Below are 14,487 nucleotides of genomic sequence, written 5' to 3'. Positions count from 1 at the left end.
CATGAACGCACGCATACCTTCCACCGTCAACGCCGACTGCGTCATTGCCGACATCGGCCTGGCCGACTGGGGCCGCAAAGAAATCAAGATCGCCGAGACCGAAATGCCGGGCCTGATGGCCATCCGCGAAGAGTTCGCGGCCAAGCAGCCCCTGAAGGGCGCCCGCATCACCGGCTCGCTGCACATGACCATTCAAACGGCGGTGCTGATCGAGACCTTGCAAGCCCTGGGCGCACAAGTGCGTTGGGCTTCCTGCAACATCTTCTCGACGCAAGACCACGCCGCTGCCGCCATTGCTGCCGCCGGCACGCCGGTGTTCGCCATCAAGGGCGAAACCCTGGCCGATTACTGGGACTACACCCACCGCATCTTTGACTTTGGCGCCGCCGGCACCGAAGGCGAAGGCCCCAACATGATCCTGGACGACGGCGGCGACGCCACCTTGCTCATGCACCTGGGCAAGCGCGCTGAAAAAGACGCCTCGCTGCTGGACAACCCCACCAGCGAAGAAGAGACCTGCCTGTACGCAGCCATCAAGGCGAAGCTGGCCCAGGACGCCACCTGGTACAGCCGCAAGAGCGCCCAGATCATTGGCGTGACCGAAGAAACCACCACCGGCGTGCTGCGCCTGAACGAGATGTCGGCCAAGGGCTCGCTCATGTTCCGCGCCATCAACGTGAACGACTCGGTCACCAAGAGCAAGTTCGACAACCTGTACGGTTGCCGCGAATCGCTGGTGGACTCCATCAAGCGCGCGACCGACGTGATGATCGCCGGCAAAGTGGCCGTGGTGGCGGGTTATGGCGACGTGGGCAAAGGCTCGGCCCAGGCCCTGCGCGCCCTGAGCGCCCAAGTGTGGGTGACCGAGATCGACCCCATCAACGCCCTGCAGGCCGCGATGGAAGGCTACAAGGTCGTGACCATGGAATACGCCGCCGACAAGTGCGACATTTTTGTGTCCGCCACCGGCAACAAGAACGTGATCCGCTACGAGCACATGGCGGCCATGAAAGACCAGGCGATCGTCTGCAACATCGGCCACTTTGACAACGAAATCGACGTGGCTTCGCTGGAAAAGCTGACCTGGGACGAGATCAAGCCGCAGGTGGACCATGTGGTGTTCCCGGACGGCAAGAAAATCATCTTGTTGGCCAAAGGCCGCCTGGTGAACCTGGGTTGCGCCACCGGCCACCCCAGCTTTGTCATGTCGTCGAGCTTTGCCAACCAGACCATTGCGCAGATTGAACTGTTCTGCCATGCCGACGGTTACGACGTGGGCAAGGTCTACACGCTGCCCAAGCACCTGGACGAAAAAGTGGCGCGCCTGCACCTGAAGAAGGTGGGTGCCCAGCTGACCGAGCTGAGCGACGAGCAAGCCGCTTACATCGGCGTTCCCAAGCAAGGCCCTTACAAGGCCAACACCTACAGGTACTGATGGTTTCACCTGTGTGCCGCCTGCGGCGCCCTGGGTGTGAGCGGCCTGCGGGCCGCTCTTTTTCGTGCCGGACTGGCATGGGTTTCGTTTTGATTGCGGTTCTTCATGCGTGCTGACCAGCTTCTCGTGGAACGCGGCCTGGCCGCGTCACGTTCTCAGTCCCAGCGGCTCATCGCTTCGGGCGTGCGTTGGCGCGTGTCGGGCGGCGACTGGAAAGTGGTCGCTAAAAATGGCGACGAGTTGCGCGAGACGGTGGAGCTTGAGTTGCTGGACGGCGCCGAGTCGCGCTTTGTTTCACGCGGCGGCCTGAAGCTGGACGGCGCCCTGAGCCGGGTGGCTCTGCCGGTGACGGGCATGCGCTGCCTGGACGTGGGCCAGAGCAGCGGCGGCTTCACCGACTGCTTGCTGCACCGCGGTGCCGCCCAGGTGGTGGGTGTGGACGTGGGCCAAGGCCAGTTGCACCCCCGGCTGCGTGCCGATGCCCGCGTGGTGTGCATTGAAAAATGCAACGCCCGCGAACTTGACGCAGAGGCATTGGCCGCCGCAGGCGGTGGCGAAGCACGGTTCGACCTGATCGTGGGCGACCTGTCGTTCATTTCGCAGACGCTGGTGTGGCCGGCCATCGTGCCTTTGCTCAAAGCTGGCGGGCGCTTGCTGATGCTGGTGAAACCGCAGTTTGAATTGCAGCCCGCCCAGATTGGCAAAGGTGGCCTGGTGAAAGACCCCGCCAGCTACGCCGTGGTGCGCGAGCGCCTGGAACAAGCCTGCCGCGACCATGCCCTGGAGCTGCTCGACTATTTTGAAAGCCCGATCGCCGGCGGTGACGGCAACCGCGAGTTTTTTGTGTCGGCCCGTGCGGCGGGTTGACGCAGCCAACGGCACACCATAACGTTTTTCGAAGGAGGACCTGACATGGGCCTGCCCCTGAGTTTTGAATTTTTTCCGCCCAAGACGCCAGAAGGCGCCGAGAAGCTTCGCCTGGTCCGACAGCAGCTCTACGCGGTGAAACCCGAGTTTTGCTCCGTCACGTACGGCGCGGGTGGCTCCACCCAGCAAGGCACGTTTGACACCGTGCGCGCCATTCATGCCGAAGGCGTGGCGGCGGCTTCGCATTTCTCTTGCATCGGCGCCACCAAAGCCAGCGTGCTGGAACAGCTGGCCACCCTCAAAGCGATGGGTGTGAAACGCCTGGTGGCTTTGCGCGGTGACCTGCCCAGCGGCTACGGCATCGGTGGTGAGTTCCACTACGCCAGCGATCTGGTGGCGTTCATTCGGACGGAGACCGGCAGCGATTTCCACATCGAAGTGGCCGCCTACCCCGAGGTGCACCCCCAGGCCAAGTCACCCGACGCCGACCTGCAGGCTTATGCCACCAAGGTACGGGCCGGGGCCGACTCGGCCATCACCCAGTATTTCTACAACAGCGACGCCTACTTCCGGTTCGTGGACGACGCCTACAAGCTCGGCGCCGATGTGCCGGTGGTGCCAGGCATCATGCCCATCACCAGCTCCACCCAGCTCATGCGCTTTTCGGACGCCAGCGGCGCCGAAATCCCGCGCTGGATCCGATTGCGGCTTCAAGCCTTTGGCGACGACACCGCGTCCATCAAGGCCTTTGGTCTGGACGTGGTGACCGATCTGTGTGACCAACTGCGCAACGGGGGGGTGCCCGCGTTGCACTTCTACACCATGAACCAGAGCGCGACCACGCTGGAAATCATCAAAAGGCTTCAACTGGGGTAACTTGTCGGGCTGGCCAAAAACATCAGAGAGGAAACGCCATGCCCCTTCAACTTGAACCCGCAAGCGCACCCGCGCACCCGCCCTGGCTGGCAGCCTGCTGGCCATTTCTGGCGGCGCTGGCGCTCGGTTTGTCTGCTTGCAGCAGCCCATTGCCCAGACCGTCCGGTGAGGGAGCGCTTGCGCCAGCGTCCCGCGCCGCTGCACCTGTTGCCCCGCCCAGCAAGTCATCTGCGCAAGTCCGGGCCCCCAAGCCCGCTGTGGAACCATTGGACGCAGCTTCTGCGCTCTCTGTGTCAGGTGAGCAGCCCGAGGTCGCAGCGGCGGCCGAAACCGCTGCGCCTAGCGCAGCCGCCAGTGGCAGTCCCAGCGCCGTGTTTGCCAAAGGCCGTGCGTCTTGGTACGGCCCGCGCTTTCACGGCCGGCGCACGGCCAGTGGCGAGCGCTTTGACATGCACGCCTTGACAGCGGCCCACAAAACCCTGCCGTTTGGTACCCGCGTGCGCGTGCGCAGCGTGCACACTGGCAAAGAGGTGGTGGTGCGCATCAACGACCGTGGGCCATACAAACACCAACGCATCATCGACCTGAGCCGCGCTGCGGCCGTCGCGCTGGGCGTGCGCGACCGGGGTGTGACCGAGGTGCACTTGCTGCGAGAATGAGCGGCCCCGTTGACATCCCTACCCGCAGGAGACACCCATGAAGATCGAAACCATCGCCGTGCATGGCGGCTACACCCCCGACCCCACCACCAAGGCGGTGGCGGTGCCCATTTATCAGACCGTGGCCTACGCGTTTGATGACACCCAGCACGGCGCCGATCTGTTCGACCTCAAGGTCGCCGGCAACATTTACAGCCGCATCATGAACCCGACCAACGGCGTGCTCGAAGCGCGTCTGGCTGCGCTCGAAGGCGGCATCGGCGCGCTCGCCATGGCCTCGGGCATGGCGGCGATCACGGCGGCGATCCAGACCATCGCCGAGAGCGGCGACAACATCGTGTCGGCCAGCACGCTCTACGGCGGCACCTACAACCTGTTCGCCCACACCTTCCCGCAGCAGGGCATCACGGTGCGTTTCGCCGACCCACGTGACCCGGCCGCGTTCGCCGCGCTGATCGACGAGCGCACCAAGGCGATCTACTGCGAGTCCATCGGCAACCCGCTGGGCAACGTGACCGACATTGGCGCACTGGCCGCCGTGGCCCACGCCGCCGGTGTGCCGCTGATCGTGGACAACACCGTGACCAGCCCCTACCTGTGCCGCCCGTTTGAACACGGTGCCGACATCGTGGTGCACTCGCTGACCAAGTACCTGGGCGGCCACGGCACCACCATCGGCGGCGCCATCGTGGACAGCGGCAAGTTCCCCTGGGCCGAACACAAGACCCGCTTCAAGCGCCTGAACGAACCCGACGTGAGCTACCACGGCGTGGTTTACACCGAAGCGCTGGGCGCTGCCGCCTACATCGGCCGTGCCCGTGTGGTGCCGCTGCGCAACATGGGCGCGGCGCTCTCGCCCATGAACGCCTTCCAGATCCTGCAAGGCATCGAAACCCTGGCACTGCGCATGGACCGCATCTGCGAGAACGCCGTGAAGATCGCCACGCACCTGCAGAACCACCCCAAGGTCGCCTGGGTGAACTACGCCGGTTTGCCCAGCCACAAGGACCACGCGCTGGTGCAGCAATACATGGGCGGCAAGGCCTCCGGCATCATCAGCTTTGGCCTGAAGTCTGGCGACGCCATCGCCGCCGGCACCCGTTTCCAGGACGCGCTGCAACTCTTCACGCGCCTGGTCAACATCGGCGACGCCAAGTCGCTGGCTTGCCACCCGGCCACCACCACGCACCGCCAGCTCAACCCCGACGAGATGAAGAAAGCCGGCGTGAGCCCCGACATGGTCCGCCTGTCCGTCGGCATCGAGCACATCGACGACCTGATGGCCGATCTGGAACAGGCCCTGGAAAAAGTCTGACGCGCTCATGGTTCTGATAACAAAAAACCCGCCGAGGCGGGTTTTTTGTTGGGTCAGCGAAGGCTGCTCAGCGCTCGTCGTAGCTCACCACCAGCGTATCGGTGGTGGGCCGGGCCTGGCAACTCAACACGAAGCCCTTGTCGGTTTCCCAGGGTTCCAGGGTGAAGTTTTTGTCCATCTGCACGGCGCCTTCCATCACTTTGGCCCGGCAGGTGCAGCACACACCGCCGCGGCAAGACCACGGCAGGTCCAGCCCGGCGTTGAGCGCCACGTCCAGCACACGTTCGTCTTTGCCCATGCGCAGTTGGTGTGGTTTGCCGTCCAGCACCACGGTCAGGGCCACTTCGCCGTCGGTGCGAACGGCCGGGTGACCCAGCACGGCGGCTTGGCGCTGCTCGGTAGGCAAGGCCTCCAGCGTGGGTGAGGTGAAGCGTTCGGTGTGCACGCGATCGGGGCGCACACCCGCGTCCAGCAGGGCTTTTTCGGTAGCCTCAATCATCGCTTCGGGGCCACAGATGAACACCTCGTCCATGCTGCCCACCGGGAGCAGGGTGGCCATGATCTGGCGCACCTTGTCGCCGTCGATACGGCCTTCCAGAAGCGGCACTTCTTGGGCCTGGCGCGACAAGACATGGATCAGCGTGAGACGACCGGGGTAGCGGTCCTTCAGGTCTTGCAGCGCTTCGTTGAACATCACGCTGGCCATGCGCCGGTTGCCGTAGACCAGGGTGAATTTGGCGTCGGTTGATTCTTCCAGCGTGCTGGCCATGATCGACAAAATGGGCGTGATACCCGAACCCGCTGCAAAGCCCACGCGGTGCAAGGCGCGCGGTTTGTGAACGGTGAAACGGCCGTCGGGCGGCATCACGCGCAGCGTGTCGCCAGCCTTCAGTTCGGCCGCCGCCCAGTTGGAAAACACACCGCCCTCGACCGGGCGAATGCCCAGCGTGAGTTCACCTTGCTGCGTGAGCAGGCTGCGCGGGCTGCTGATGGAGTAACTGCGCCGCACGTCCTGGCCGCCAATGGTGGCGCGCACCGTGAGGAACTGGCCGGGCTGGAAGCTGAAGGCGTCGCGCTGCGCCAGCGGCACCGCCAGCGTGATGGCCACCGCACCGGCCGCTTCGGGGCAGACGCGGGCAACGGGAAGATCGTGGAAGCGGGGTGCGGTCATGGGTGAACTCCGTAGGGCAGATGCAGTATGGCGAGTGCGATGATCCTCTCAGAACGTCGCGGAACCGGCTTTGCCGGGCCGCAGACGTTGCCCCCTTGAGGGGGCAAAGCACGGCGCGGGGGGTGGATCTGTCTAAATCGGTTTGAAGTAGTCGAAGGGTTCTAGGCAGTCGAGGCAGCGGTACAAGGCTTTGCAGGCGGTCGACCCGAATGGCGATGTTTCAGTGGTGTTGTGCGAGCCGCATTGTGGGCAGGCAATGGCTTCGGCTGTTACGGCCTGGCGGCTGAAGCGCAGCACACCAGTGGGTGCGGCTTGCGTGCAGTGCGGTGGCGCAATGCCATACGTGCGCAGCTTCTCGCGCGCCACGTCACTCATCCAGTCGGTAGTCCAGGCGGGTGAGAGTTGCGTGATCACGCGGGCCGCCAAGCCGGCTTCGCGCAAGGCTGCCACGATGTCGTCCTCAATTTGACCCATGGCCGGACAACCGCTGTAAGTGGGCGTGATCACCACCTCGGGCGTACCGTCCGCGCCTTCCCGCACTTCGCGCAGGATGCCCAGCTCCGTCAGTGAAACGACGGGGATCTCCGGGTCGGCCAGGTGGGCCAGCGCCTGCGCAATGGCCTGCAACGAAGTTTCGGTGGCTGCGCCCATGGGTATCACCAGACCGCGCTAGGGTGTGCGCGTGCCAGGCTCTGCATCTCGGCGAGCAAGAAGCCCAGGTGCTCAGAATGCACCCCCACATGGCCCTGTGCCACGTAGCCTGCGTGCGGCTGGTCGCGCCGGCTCAACGTGGCTTCCTGCAGCGTCTCGTTGACCAGTGCATTCCACGGCTCACGCAGCGTGCGCAAGTCCACACCGCTGCCATCGGCCACAGCCGCCTGCTCGGCGGGCGAAGGCTGCCAAAACGCTTCGCAGTAGGGCAGCAGATGGTCCACCGCAGCTTGTGCCCGGTGGCTGGATTCGCCGGTGCCATCGCCCAGGCGCACCAGCCAGTCGCTGCTGTGGCGCAGGTGGTAGCGCACCTCTTTGAGCGACTTGGTGGCGATCGCAGCCAGGTGCGCATCTTCGGAGGCCTGCAGCGCGTCCCACACCAGCGCCATGAGCGCGCTGACGAGAAAGTTGCGTGCAATCGTCACCGCATAGTCGCGTTCGCTCACCGCGTAGCCCACCAGCGGGCCGTGGTGCGGCAGTTCCATCAGTGTGTGGTTGCGAAACTCGGCGGTGTCCCGGAAGTAGGCCAGCGTGTCCTCCGTGATCAAGCCATTCTGGCGTGCACCCTGCAGGTGCGCGAAGCGCTGGGCCTCGGCCGGGTCGGCGTTGATGAGGCTGGCCGCGTGCTGGTACAGCAGGCGCGCCTGACCAATCAGGTCCAGGCTGTTGTTGGCCAAGGCCAAGTCTTCTTCCAAGATGGGGCCGTGGCCACACCATTCAGCGTTGCGCTGGCCCAGCACCAGCGCGTTGTCGGCCAGTTGAAGCAAGTAGTCGACAGGAGCGTGTGCAGCCATCACATGTGCCCCACTTTTTCAGGGATCTCGTAAAACGTTGGGTGGCGGTAGATCTTGTCCGCCGCTGGGTCGAAGAAGCTGTCCTTGCTGTCGGGCTCGCTGGCGGTGATAGCGTTGGACGGCAGCACCCAGATGCTCACACCTTCCTGGCGGCGGGTGTACACGTCTCGCGCCATCTGCAGCGCGTGCTGTGCGTCGCTGGCGTGCAGGCTGCCGCAGTGTTTGTGCTCCAGGCCTTGCTTGCTGCGCACAAACACTTCCCAGAGGGGCCATTCTTTCAAAGCGGATGCAGGGGTGCTCATGCGGCCTCCTTCAGGTTGCGGGCTTGCTGTTTGGCGGCGTGGGCCATAGCGGCTTCGCGCACCCAGGCGCCTTGCTCGTGGGCTTTCACGCGGGTGGCCAGGCGTTCTTTGTTGCAAGGTCCGTTGCCGTTCACCACGGCCCAGAACTCGTCCCAGTCGATCTGGCCGTAGTCCCAGTGGCCGCGCGCTTCGTTCCACTTCAGGTCCGGGTCGGGCAGGGTCACACCCAGCACCTCGGCCTGCGGCACGGTGGCGTCCACGAACTTCTGGCGCAGGTCGTCGTTGCTGATGCGCTTGATGCCCCAGCGCATACCTTGCGTGCTGTTGGGGCTGTCGCCGTCAGGCGGTCCAAACATGGCCAGGCACTTCCACCAGATGCGGTTCACCGCGTCTTGCACCATGGCTTTTTGCTCGGCCGTGCCTTGCATCATCACCAGCAGGGCCTCGTAGCCCTGGCGCTGGTGGAAGCTCTCTTCCTTGCAGACGCGGATCATGGCGCGGGCGTAAGGGCCGTAGCTGCAGCGGCACAGTGGAATCTGGTTCATGATCGCCGCGCCGTCCACCAGCCAGCCGATCACGCCCACGTCGGCCCAGTTCAGCGTCGGGTAATTGAAGATGGAGCTGTACTTGGCTCTTCCGCTGTGCAGGCCTTCCAGCATCTGGTCGCGGCTGGTGCCCAGGGTTTCCGCTGCGCTGTAGAGATAAAGGCCATGGCCACCTTCGTCCTGCACCTTGGCAATCAGGATCGCTTTGCGTTTCAGGCTGGGCGCGCGGCTAATCCAGTTGCCTTCGGGCAGCATGCCCACGATCTCGCTGTGCGCGTGCTGGCTGATCTGGCGCACCAGCGTCTTGCGGTAGGCCTCGGGCATCCAGTCGCGCGGCTCGATCTTGCCGTCGGCGTCGATCACGGCGTCAAAGTGCGCTTGCAGCGCTGCTTCAGCCTGGCCCAAGGGGGCTGGCACGGCTTTCAGTCCAGCAGATTTGGCTTCACCGGCTTCGTCCGGCACATTGAAAGATTGTGTGTACATGGGGCAGCTCCTGCGCCGTGACGGGGCGCGTGAAGCCGCAGTATAGTCAATTAACCGACCGATCGGTCGGTTAATTCTTGTGCAAAGTATCAGGGTTTTACCGGGGGCGGCACGGGCGCTTCAACCGCCGGAATCCACCGTTTGGCCCTGGCCACGGCCACGGCCCAGCACCGCGAGCATTTGCGGCAGGGCAGCCTGCAGCACGGCTTTCAGGGTGTGTGGCGGGTTGATCACGAACATGCCGCTGGCAGTCAAGCCGGGGCGGTCTTCTGGGCCGTGCGTCGGGTCCTGGCCGATGGCCAGCGTGGCGTTCAGCCACGGCCGCTTGCTTTGGTTGGCCAGCGTCTTGAGGCGCCGCGGCAGGTCGTGCGCTTCGGGTCGGGGAATGATCGGGTACCACACCATGTACGTGCCCGTGGGGAAGCGCTTGAGCTGTTCCTGTATGCACGCGCTGACGCGGCCGTAGTCGGTTTTCACCTCGTAGCTCGGGTCCATCAGCAGCGCGGCGCGCTTGGAGCCGGTGGCCGAAGGTGGTGGCGGCAAAAAAGCCTTGATGCCTTCAAAGCCGTCTTCGCGCGCCACCGCAATTTGTCGGCCCGCTTCGAGCTGGGCAATGTTGGCCGCAAGCACCTTGCTGTCGGTGGGGTGCAGTTCAAACAGCTTGAGCCGATCGCGCGATTCGGCCCGAAGCAGGTGGTGCATCACAAAGGGGGAGCCCGGGTACACGCGCAGCGCTCCAGACGGGTTGAAGCTGGCGATCAGGTCCATGTACTCCGCCAGCGCGGGTGCCACCGGGGCCGCCGCAGGCTTGCCCGCCGGGCGCAGCGCAGCAAACAGCTTCACCACGCCGTCTTTGGCTTCCCCGCCGGTCTCGGTGTAGTCGCCGTCCAGTCGGTACAAGCCGGCACCGGCATGGGTGTCGATCAGCGTGATCCCCGCCTCTTTCTGCATCAAATGGCGCAGTGTGGCAATCAAAATGGTGTGCTTGAGCACATCGGCGTGGTTGCCTGCGTGGAAGGCGTGTCTGTAACTGAACATGGCCTGATGGTAGCGCTTTGGCCACGTTCGCCACAAGCGCATCGCACGAAACTTGCCGTGTGAACACATTTATTCGTACAATGGAAGGCTTCGCAGCGAATCGCATGGCTCCGCGGCGAAGACTGAAGGACGGGCAACCGGTCACCAGCAAACCCACCTAAGAGTTTTCCAGCAGAGAAAAACCGACCGTGGAAAAGAGCCGCCAAACCACTTCTTGAATAGAGAAACTCATGACCAAAACGTTTAGCGCCAAACCCGCTGACGTGACGCACGAGTGGTTTGTGATTGACGCGACCGACAAGGTCCTCGGACGAGTAGCCAGTGAAGTTGCTCTCCGTTTGCGCGGCAAACACAAGGCCATTTACACGCCTCACGTCGATACCGGTGACTTCATCGTCATCATCAACGCAGCCAAGATCCGCGTCACGGGCAACAAAGCCCTGGACAAGGTGTACTACCGCCACTCCGGTTACCCCGGCGGTATCTACGGCACCAACTTCCGCGACATGCAAGCCAAACACCCTGGCCGCGCACTCGAGAAGGCTGTCAAGGGCATGCTGCCCAAAGGCCCGCTCGGTTACGCCATGATCAAGAAGCTCAAGGTGTACGGTGGTGCAGAGCATCCGCACACCGCCCAACAGCCGCAAGTGCTGGAACTGTAAAGGAGCCTTGAGATGATTGGTGAATGGAACAATGGCACCGGCCGTCGCAAATCCAGCGTCGCCCGCGTGTTTCTGAAAAAAGGCTCCGGCCAAATCGTTGTGAACGGCAAGGACATCCAGTCCTACTTCGGCCGCGAAACCTCGATCATGATCGCCAAGCAACCCCTGCTGTTGACCAACCACGCCGATACCTTCGACGTGATGGTGAACGTGCACGGCGGTGGCGAATCCGGCCAGGCCGGCGCTGTGCGCCACGGCATCACCCGCGCCCTGATCGACTACGACGCTACGCTCAAGCCAAGCCTGTCGCAAGCCGGTTTCGTGACGCGCGATGCCCGCGAAGTCGAACGTAAAAAGGTCGGTCTGCGCTCTGCGCGCCGCGCCAAGCAGTTCAGCAAGCGTTAATACGCCAGGCTTCTGCAGCAAAAACCGCCTTCAAGCTTGTCTTGGGGCGGTTTTTGCGTTTTGGGGTTTTGTTGCGTTGGTTTCCACACTGAAAGGTGGCCTGAATGCGTTTGCGTCTGTTGCGAAGACGGCTGACCGTGAGCGCGCCCCGCATGGCGGTGCGCAGTGCCTTGCCATGGCCGTTTCGGTGGTTGCTCGGCGCGGTGGTGCTCGGGTTTTCGGGTGCGCTGGCGCTCTGGACCTTTGAGGTGGGCAAAGACATTGCTGGCCTGGACCGCAACGCCAAACAGGAGCTGGTTCAACTGCGCGCCGAGGTGCAGCAGCTGCGCAGCGATTTGGGCAAAGCCCAGTCGGTGTCCAACACCTCCGAGAGCCTGCTTACCGCAGAAAAAGCGGTGCAGGAGCAGCTGGCCCAGCAGATTCGCCAACTGGAAATCGACAACCAGATGTTGCGCAGCGACCTCGGGTTTTTCGAGCGCCTGATACCCGGTACGGGCAGCGATGCGCTGAGCATTCGTGGCTTGCAGGTGGAACGCTTGTCGGAAGGGCAGCTCAAGTGGCAGGCACTGATGATCCAGGCATCCAAAAATGCGCCAGAATTCAAAGGCTCGCTTGAAATCACGTTCACCGGGATGCTTGAGGGCAAGCCTTGGTCCATGGCGCAGGCGGCAGCGCCACAGGCGGTGCTGATCAAAAGCTACCTGCGGCAAGAGGGTATCGTCGCGGTGCCGCCCTTGGCGGTGGTGAAAGTCGTGACCGCCAAAATCCTGCAAGGTGGTGCCGTCAAGTCGGTGCAAACCGTGAAGCTGTAAATTTTTACCCGTCTGGAGACCCCCATGTTTGGCAAGAAAAAACAACCACCCATCAAAAGCCTGATCGCCCAAGGCACTCACATTGAAGGCCATGTTGTGTTTCACGACGGTTTGCGTGTAGACGGCGATGTGGTGGGTGACATTCGGGCCAGCGAAGAGCAGCCGAGCATTTTGGTGGTCAGCGAGTCGGCCAGTGTGACCGGACAGATTCACGCGGACCACGTCATCATCAACGGCTCGGTGAGGGGCCCGGTGTTTGCTTTTGAACTGCTCGAACTGCAGCCCAAGGCGCGCATCGAAGGTGATGTATCGTACAAGGCGCTGGAAATGCACCAGGGAGCCACCATTTTTGGTCAGCTCAAGCCCGTGTCCGGCGCCCTGGAAGACAAACCCATACTGAAACTGGCGGCAAATAACGGTTGAGCACAATTCCGACCGTTTTGCTATAGCATTCAGTGCTGCTGTGGATGACGGTCATCCACGGTGACCATTTTTATGTGGCGGTCACGTCCGCCACAACCACGACACGAGGTGATCCATGAGCGCAATGGCCGAGAACATCCAGACTGAAATGCCTGCCCCGCTGGTCTTTACGGACAGCGCTGCAGCCAAAGTGGCCGATCTGGTGGCCGAAGAGGGTAATCCGGATTTAAAGCTGCGCGTTTTTGTGCAGGGCGGTGGCTGTTCGGGCTTTCAGTACGGTTTCACTTTTGACGAAGTGATCAACGAAGACGACACCATCATGTCCAAAAACGGCGTGTCCCTGCTGATCGATGCCATGAGCTACCAGTATCTGGTGGGCGCCGAAATTGATTACAAGGAAGATTTGGAAGGCGCGCAGTTCGTCATCAAGAATCCCAACGCCAACAGCACCTGCGGCTGCGGTTCCAGTTTCAGCGTTTGACCCTTGGGTCAAACAAAAAAAGGGAGCCCATGGCTCCCTTTTTTTCGTCAGACGTTTTTGTGTGACGTCTGGCGGACCGCTTACTGCGCGCTGGCCTGCTGCAGGGTGGCAGCAGCGTCAAGCTGCAGACGTTGCAGCTGAGCCACGGCCTCAAAGCGGGCGCGCAATGCCGGGTTGATGGGTATGTTCTCGCTCTGCCGTGCGATTTCCAGTGGGTCTTGTGGCACGTTGTTGGTTCTGAACTCAAAGTGCAGGTGCGGGCCGGTGGACGCACCGGTAGAGCCGACCGCACCCACGCGGTCACCTTGGTCCACGCGCTGCCCACGGGTAACATCAATGCGGCTAAGGTGGGCGTACAGCGTCGTTTGGTTGTCTTTGTGCTGGATCTGGATGGTGTTTCCGTAGCCGCGTTGCCAGCCGGCAAAGGTCACCATGCCGTCGCCAATGGTGCGCACCGGTGTGCCGGTGGGGGCTGCATAGTCCACGCCCAAGTGGGCTTTTTGTTGGCCCGAGATGGGGTGAAAGCGCATGCCGTAGCCGCTGCTGACCCGCGAGAACTCAAGCGGAGACGTCAAATAGGATTTGCGCGAGCTTTGGCCGTCAAAACCGTAGTACGCGCCTTTCTTGCCCTCGCCGTCAAACCAGACCGCTTCGTGCTCACGGCCGTTGTTGATGAATTCGGCGCTCAGCACTTGGCCTGCCCGCATGGCTTCGCCGTCGGCTTCCAGGGTTTCGTAGACCACGCTGAAACGATCACCCTGACGCAGATCGCGCCGGAAATCGATTTCAGAGGCGAATATTTCAGCGAGCTGGATGGCCACGCTGTCCGGCAGGTTGGCTGCATCGGTGGCCGCAAACAACGAGCTGCGAATGGTGCCGCTGGCCAGCCGGGCGGAGGCGGTGAGATCTCCCGTTTCAAGGCGCGAGCCGAGGCCCAGCCCCTCTTTTTCGATCACCAGCCGGTTGAATTGACGACCATCATCGGGCAGCCAGCGAGCGATCAGCTTGAGCAACTCGCCACGGTCGGTGGTTTCAACACTGACCAGCTTGCCTGCGCGGCCCGAAAAAAGCTGCCGGGCGACGGGGTCTGTGCGCAGAAAGTTCTGCGCGGTTGCATCGGCAACGCCCACGCGCTGCAGCAGGCTTTGGGCGGTATCGTCGCGGCGAACGGTTTCGCTGCGAAAAAGCGTGAGCGGCTCGGCGGCGGTCAGTGTGTCAAGGGTCAGGGGCTCCAGGGCCAGCGATTCAATGACTTGGCTGACCGGCAGTTTGGCCGCGTCGGGCGCGAGGGGCGCAATGCCAAAGGCCGTGACGCCGGTGCCAAGCAACAGCACGCCGATGGCACCCATGACGCGGTGGGGGTGTTTTGCGATGCTTGTGCTTGTGGCTTGAACGAGACTGGCCAGCGTGTTGAGTAGCGAATTGGTCAAAATACGGTTCCGGCAGGCAGACCGCTGTCGCGGTTTGCGAAAAGCATGGTGGAGACAGTGGGACGCACGATGGTTCCC

At 62.8% G+C, this 14,487-nt stretch carries 17 protein-coding genes; 10 read left to right on the top strand and 7 right to left on the bottom strand.

From position 1 onward, the window contains the following. Position 1 precedes the first annotated feature (1 nt). The 5 genes from ahcY (at position 2) to ACTG4K_RS04885 (ending at position 5,152) form a co-directional block, all read left to right on the top strand. Complete coding sequence (gene ahcY, locus ACTG4K_RS04905; protein WP_439113069.1) at positions 2-1,435, top strand: adenosylhomocysteinase; 1,434 nt, start codon at positions 2-4, stop codon at positions 1,433-1,435. Positions 1,436-1,540: 105 nt separating this feature from the next. Continuing rightward, positions 1,541-2,302: a TlyA family RNA methyltransferase gene (locus ACTG4K_RS04900; protein ID WP_439113068.1), complete on the top strand. Its 762-nt coding sequence runs from the start codon at positions 1,541-1,543 to the stop codon at positions 2,300-2,302. Positions 2,303-2,347: 45 nt separating this feature from the next. Then, complete coding sequence (gene metF, locus ACTG4K_RS04895) at positions 2,348-3,178, top strand: methylenetetrahydrofolate reductase [NAD(P)H] (RefSeq protein WP_439113067.1); 831 nt, start codon at positions 2,348-2,350, stop codon at positions 3,176-3,178. Positions 3,179-3,216: 38 nt separating this feature from the next. Further along, positions 3,217-3,837: a septal ring lytic transglycosylase RlpA family protein gene (locus ACTG4K_RS04890; protein WP_439113066.1), complete on the top strand. Its 621-nt coding sequence runs from the start codon at positions 3,217-3,219 to the stop codon at positions 3,835-3,837. 37 nt (positions 3,838-3,874) lie between these two features. Then, positions 3,875-5,152, top strand: coding sequence for an O-acetylhomoserine aminocarboxypropyltransferase/cysteine synthase family protein (locus tag ACTG4K_RS04885; RefSeq protein WP_439113065.1), 1,278 nt, complete (start codon positions 3,875-3,877; stop codon positions 5,150-5,152). A 67-nt stretch (positions 5,153-5,219) separates the two neighbouring features. Here ACTG4K_RS04885 and ACTG4K_RS04880 read toward each other — a convergent pair whose 3' ends face one another. The 6 genes from ACTG4K_RS04880 to ACTG4K_RS04855 form a co-directional block, all read right to left on the bottom strand. Beyond that, positions 5,220-6,323 (bottom strand): 2Fe-2S iron-sulfur cluster-binding protein, encoded by a 1,104-nt coding sequence (locus tag ACTG4K_RS04880; RefSeq protein ID WP_439113064.1) that lies wholly within the window; start codon positions 6,321-6,323, stop codon positions 5,220-5,222. A 132-nt stretch (positions 6,324-6,455) separates the two neighbouring features. Next, entirely contained in the window at positions 6,456-6,974 is a 519-nt protein-coding gene (gene paaD / locus ACTG4K_RS04875) for a 1,2-phenylacetyl-CoA epoxidase subunit PaaD (RefSeq protein ID WP_439113063.1), read from the bottom strand. Between the two features lie 5 nt (positions 6,975-6,979). After that, complete coding sequence (gene paaC / locus ACTG4K_RS04870) at positions 6,980-7,828, bottom strand: 1,2-phenylacetyl-CoA epoxidase subunit PaaC (RefSeq protein ID WP_439113062.1); 849 nt, start codon at positions 7,826-7,828, stop codon at positions 6,980-6,982. Next, positions 7,828-8,130, bottom strand: coding sequence for a 1,2-phenylacetyl-CoA epoxidase subunit PaaB (paaB, locus tag ACTG4K_RS04865; protein ID WP_304840182.1), 303 nt, complete (start codon positions 8,128-8,130; stop codon positions 7,828-7,830). The genes paaC and paaB overlap by 1 nt, the downstream gene beginning before the upstream one ends. Further along, the gene (gene paaA / locus ACTG4K_RS04860) at positions 8,127-9,158 is read right to left on the bottom strand and encodes a 1,2-phenylacetyl-CoA epoxidase subunit PaaA (protein ID WP_439113061.1); all 1,032 of its coding nucleotides are present in this window, start codon (positions 9,156-9,158) and stop codon (positions 8,127-8,129) included. Before paaA ends, paaB begins: the two co-directional genes overlap by 4 nt. Before the next feature lie 120 nt (positions 9,159-9,278). After that, positions 9,279-10,196, bottom strand: coding sequence for a 23S rRNA (adenine(2030)-N(6))-methyltransferase RlmJ (locus ACTG4K_RS04855; RefSeq protein ID WP_439113060.1), 918 nt, complete (start codon positions 10,194-10,196; stop codon positions 9,279-9,281). A gap of 230 nt (positions 10,197-10,426) precedes the next feature. Here ACTG4K_RS04855 and rplM point away from each other — a divergent pair, with 230 nt between their 5' ends. From rplM to erpA, 5 genes are all read left to right on the top strand, one after another. After that, positions 10,427-10,858 carry a 50S ribosomal protein L13 gene (rplM, locus tag ACTG4K_RS04850; protein WP_056267763.1) on the top strand — a complete coding sequence of 144 codons (432 nt, stop codon included), beginning with the start codon at positions 10,427-10,429 and terminating at the stop codon, positions 10,856-10,858. Between the two features lie 12 nt (positions 10,859-10,870). Continuing rightward, positions 10,871-11,263, top strand: a complete 393-nt coding sequence (gene rpsI / locus ACTG4K_RS04845; protein ID WP_304832514.1) for a 30S ribosomal protein S9 — start codon at positions 10,871-10,873, stop codon at positions 11,261-11,263. Between the two features lie 104 nt (positions 11,264-11,367). Beyond that, entirely contained in the window at positions 11,368-12,075 is a 708-nt protein-coding gene (locus ACTG4K_RS04840; RefSeq protein WP_439113059.1) for a DUF6776 family protein, read from the top strand. 24 nt (positions 12,076-12,099) lie between these two features. Next, positions 12,100-12,498 (top strand): bactofilin family protein, encoded by a 399-nt coding sequence (locus ACTG4K_RS04835; protein ID WP_439113058.1) that lies wholly within the window; start codon positions 12,100-12,102, stop codon positions 12,496-12,498. A gap of 115 nt (positions 12,499-12,613) precedes the next feature. After that, entirely contained in the window at positions 12,614-12,979 is a 366-nt protein-coding gene (erpA, locus tag ACTG4K_RS04830) for an iron-sulfur cluster insertion protein ErpA (protein ID WP_304840170.1), read from the top strand. An 80-nt stretch (positions 12,980-13,059) separates the two neighbouring features. On the opposite strand, the gene ACTG4K_RS04825 is transcribed toward erpA, so the two are convergent. Next, the gene (locus tag ACTG4K_RS04825) at positions 13,060-14,409 is read right to left on the bottom strand and encodes a peptidoglycan DD-metalloendopeptidase family protein (RefSeq protein WP_439113057.1); all 1,350 of its coding nucleotides are present in this window, start codon (positions 14,407-14,409) and stop codon (positions 13,060-13,062) included. Positions 14,410-14,487 lie beyond the last annotated feature (78 nt).

It is taken from the genome of Hydrogenophaga sp. (assembly GCF_965657535.1).
Lineage (GTDB): Bacteria > Pseudomonadota > Gammaproteobacteria > Burkholderiales > Burkholderiaceae_C > Hydrogenophaga.
The sequence above is the reverse complement of the archived record's forward strand: the minus strand, read 5'-3'. Positions and strand labels throughout refer to the sequence as shown.

What these genes read in the sequence shown, in the direction of transcription:
- ACTG4K_RS04880 (WP_439113064.1), bottom strand. Translation starts at nt 6,323, where the DNA reads ATGACCGCACCCCGCTTCCACGATCTTCCCGTTGCCCGCGTCTGCCCC.
- ACTG4K_RS04855 (WP_439113060.1), bottom strand. Translation starts at nt 10,196, where the DNA reads ATGTTCAGTTACAGACACGCCTTCCACGCAGGCAACCACGCCGATGTG.
- paaA (WP_439113061.1), bottom strand. Translation starts at nt 9,158, where the DNA reads ATGTACACACAATCTTTCAATGTGCCGGACGAAGCCGGTGAAGCCAAA.
- ACTG4K_RS04900 (WP_439113068.1), top strand. Translation starts at nt 1,541, where the DNA reads ATGCGTGCTGACCAGCTTCTCGTGGAACGCGGCCTGGCCGCGTCACGT.
- ACTG4K_RS04840 (WP_439113059.1), top strand. Translation starts at nt 11,368, where the DNA reads ATGCGTTTGCGTCTGTTGCGAAGACGGCTGACCGTGAGCGCGCCCCGC.
- ACTG4K_RS04835 (WP_439113058.1), top strand. Translation starts at nt 12,100, where the DNA reads ATGTTTGGCAAGAAAAAACAACCACCCATCAAAAGCCTGATCGCCCAA.
- rplM (WP_056267763.1), top strand. Translation starts at nt 10,427, where the DNA reads ATGACCAAAACGTTTAGCGCCAAACCCGCTGACGTGACGCACGAGTGG.
- paaD (WP_439113063.1), bottom strand. Translation starts at nt 6,974, where the DNA reads ATGGGCGCAGCCACCGAAACTTCGTTGCAGGCCATTGCGCAGGCGCTG.
- paaB (WP_304840182.1), bottom strand. Translation starts at nt 8,130, where the DNA reads ATGAGCACCCCTGCATCCGCTTTGAAAGAATGGCCCCTCTGGGAAGTG.
- ahcY (WP_439113069.1), top strand. Translation starts at nt 2, where the DNA reads ATGAACGCACGCATACCTTCCACCGTCAACGCCGACTGCGTCATTGCC.
- erpA (WP_304840170.1), top strand. Translation starts at nt 12,614, where the DNA reads ATGAGCGCAATGGCCGAGAACATCCAGACTGAAATGCCTGCCCCGCTG.
- metF (WP_439113067.1), top strand. Translation starts at nt 2,348, where the DNA reads ATGGGCCTGCCCCTGAGTTTTGAATTTTTTCCGCCCAAGACGCCAGAA.
- paaC (WP_439113062.1), bottom strand. Translation starts at nt 7,828, where the DNA reads ATGGCTGCACACGCTCCTGTCGACTACTTGCTTCAACTGGCCGACAAC.
- ACTG4K_RS04890 (WP_439113066.1), top strand. Translation starts at nt 3,217, where the DNA reads ATGCCCCTTCAACTTGAACCCGCAAGCGCACCCGCGCACCCGCCCTGG.
- rpsI (WP_304832514.1), top strand. Translation starts at nt 10,871, where the DNA reads ATGATTGGTGAATGGAACAATGGCACCGGCCGTCGCAAATCCAGCGTC.
- ACTG4K_RS04885 (WP_439113065.1), top strand. Translation starts at nt 3,875, where the DNA reads ATGAAGATCGAAACCATCGCCGTGCATGGCGGCTACACCCCCGACCCC.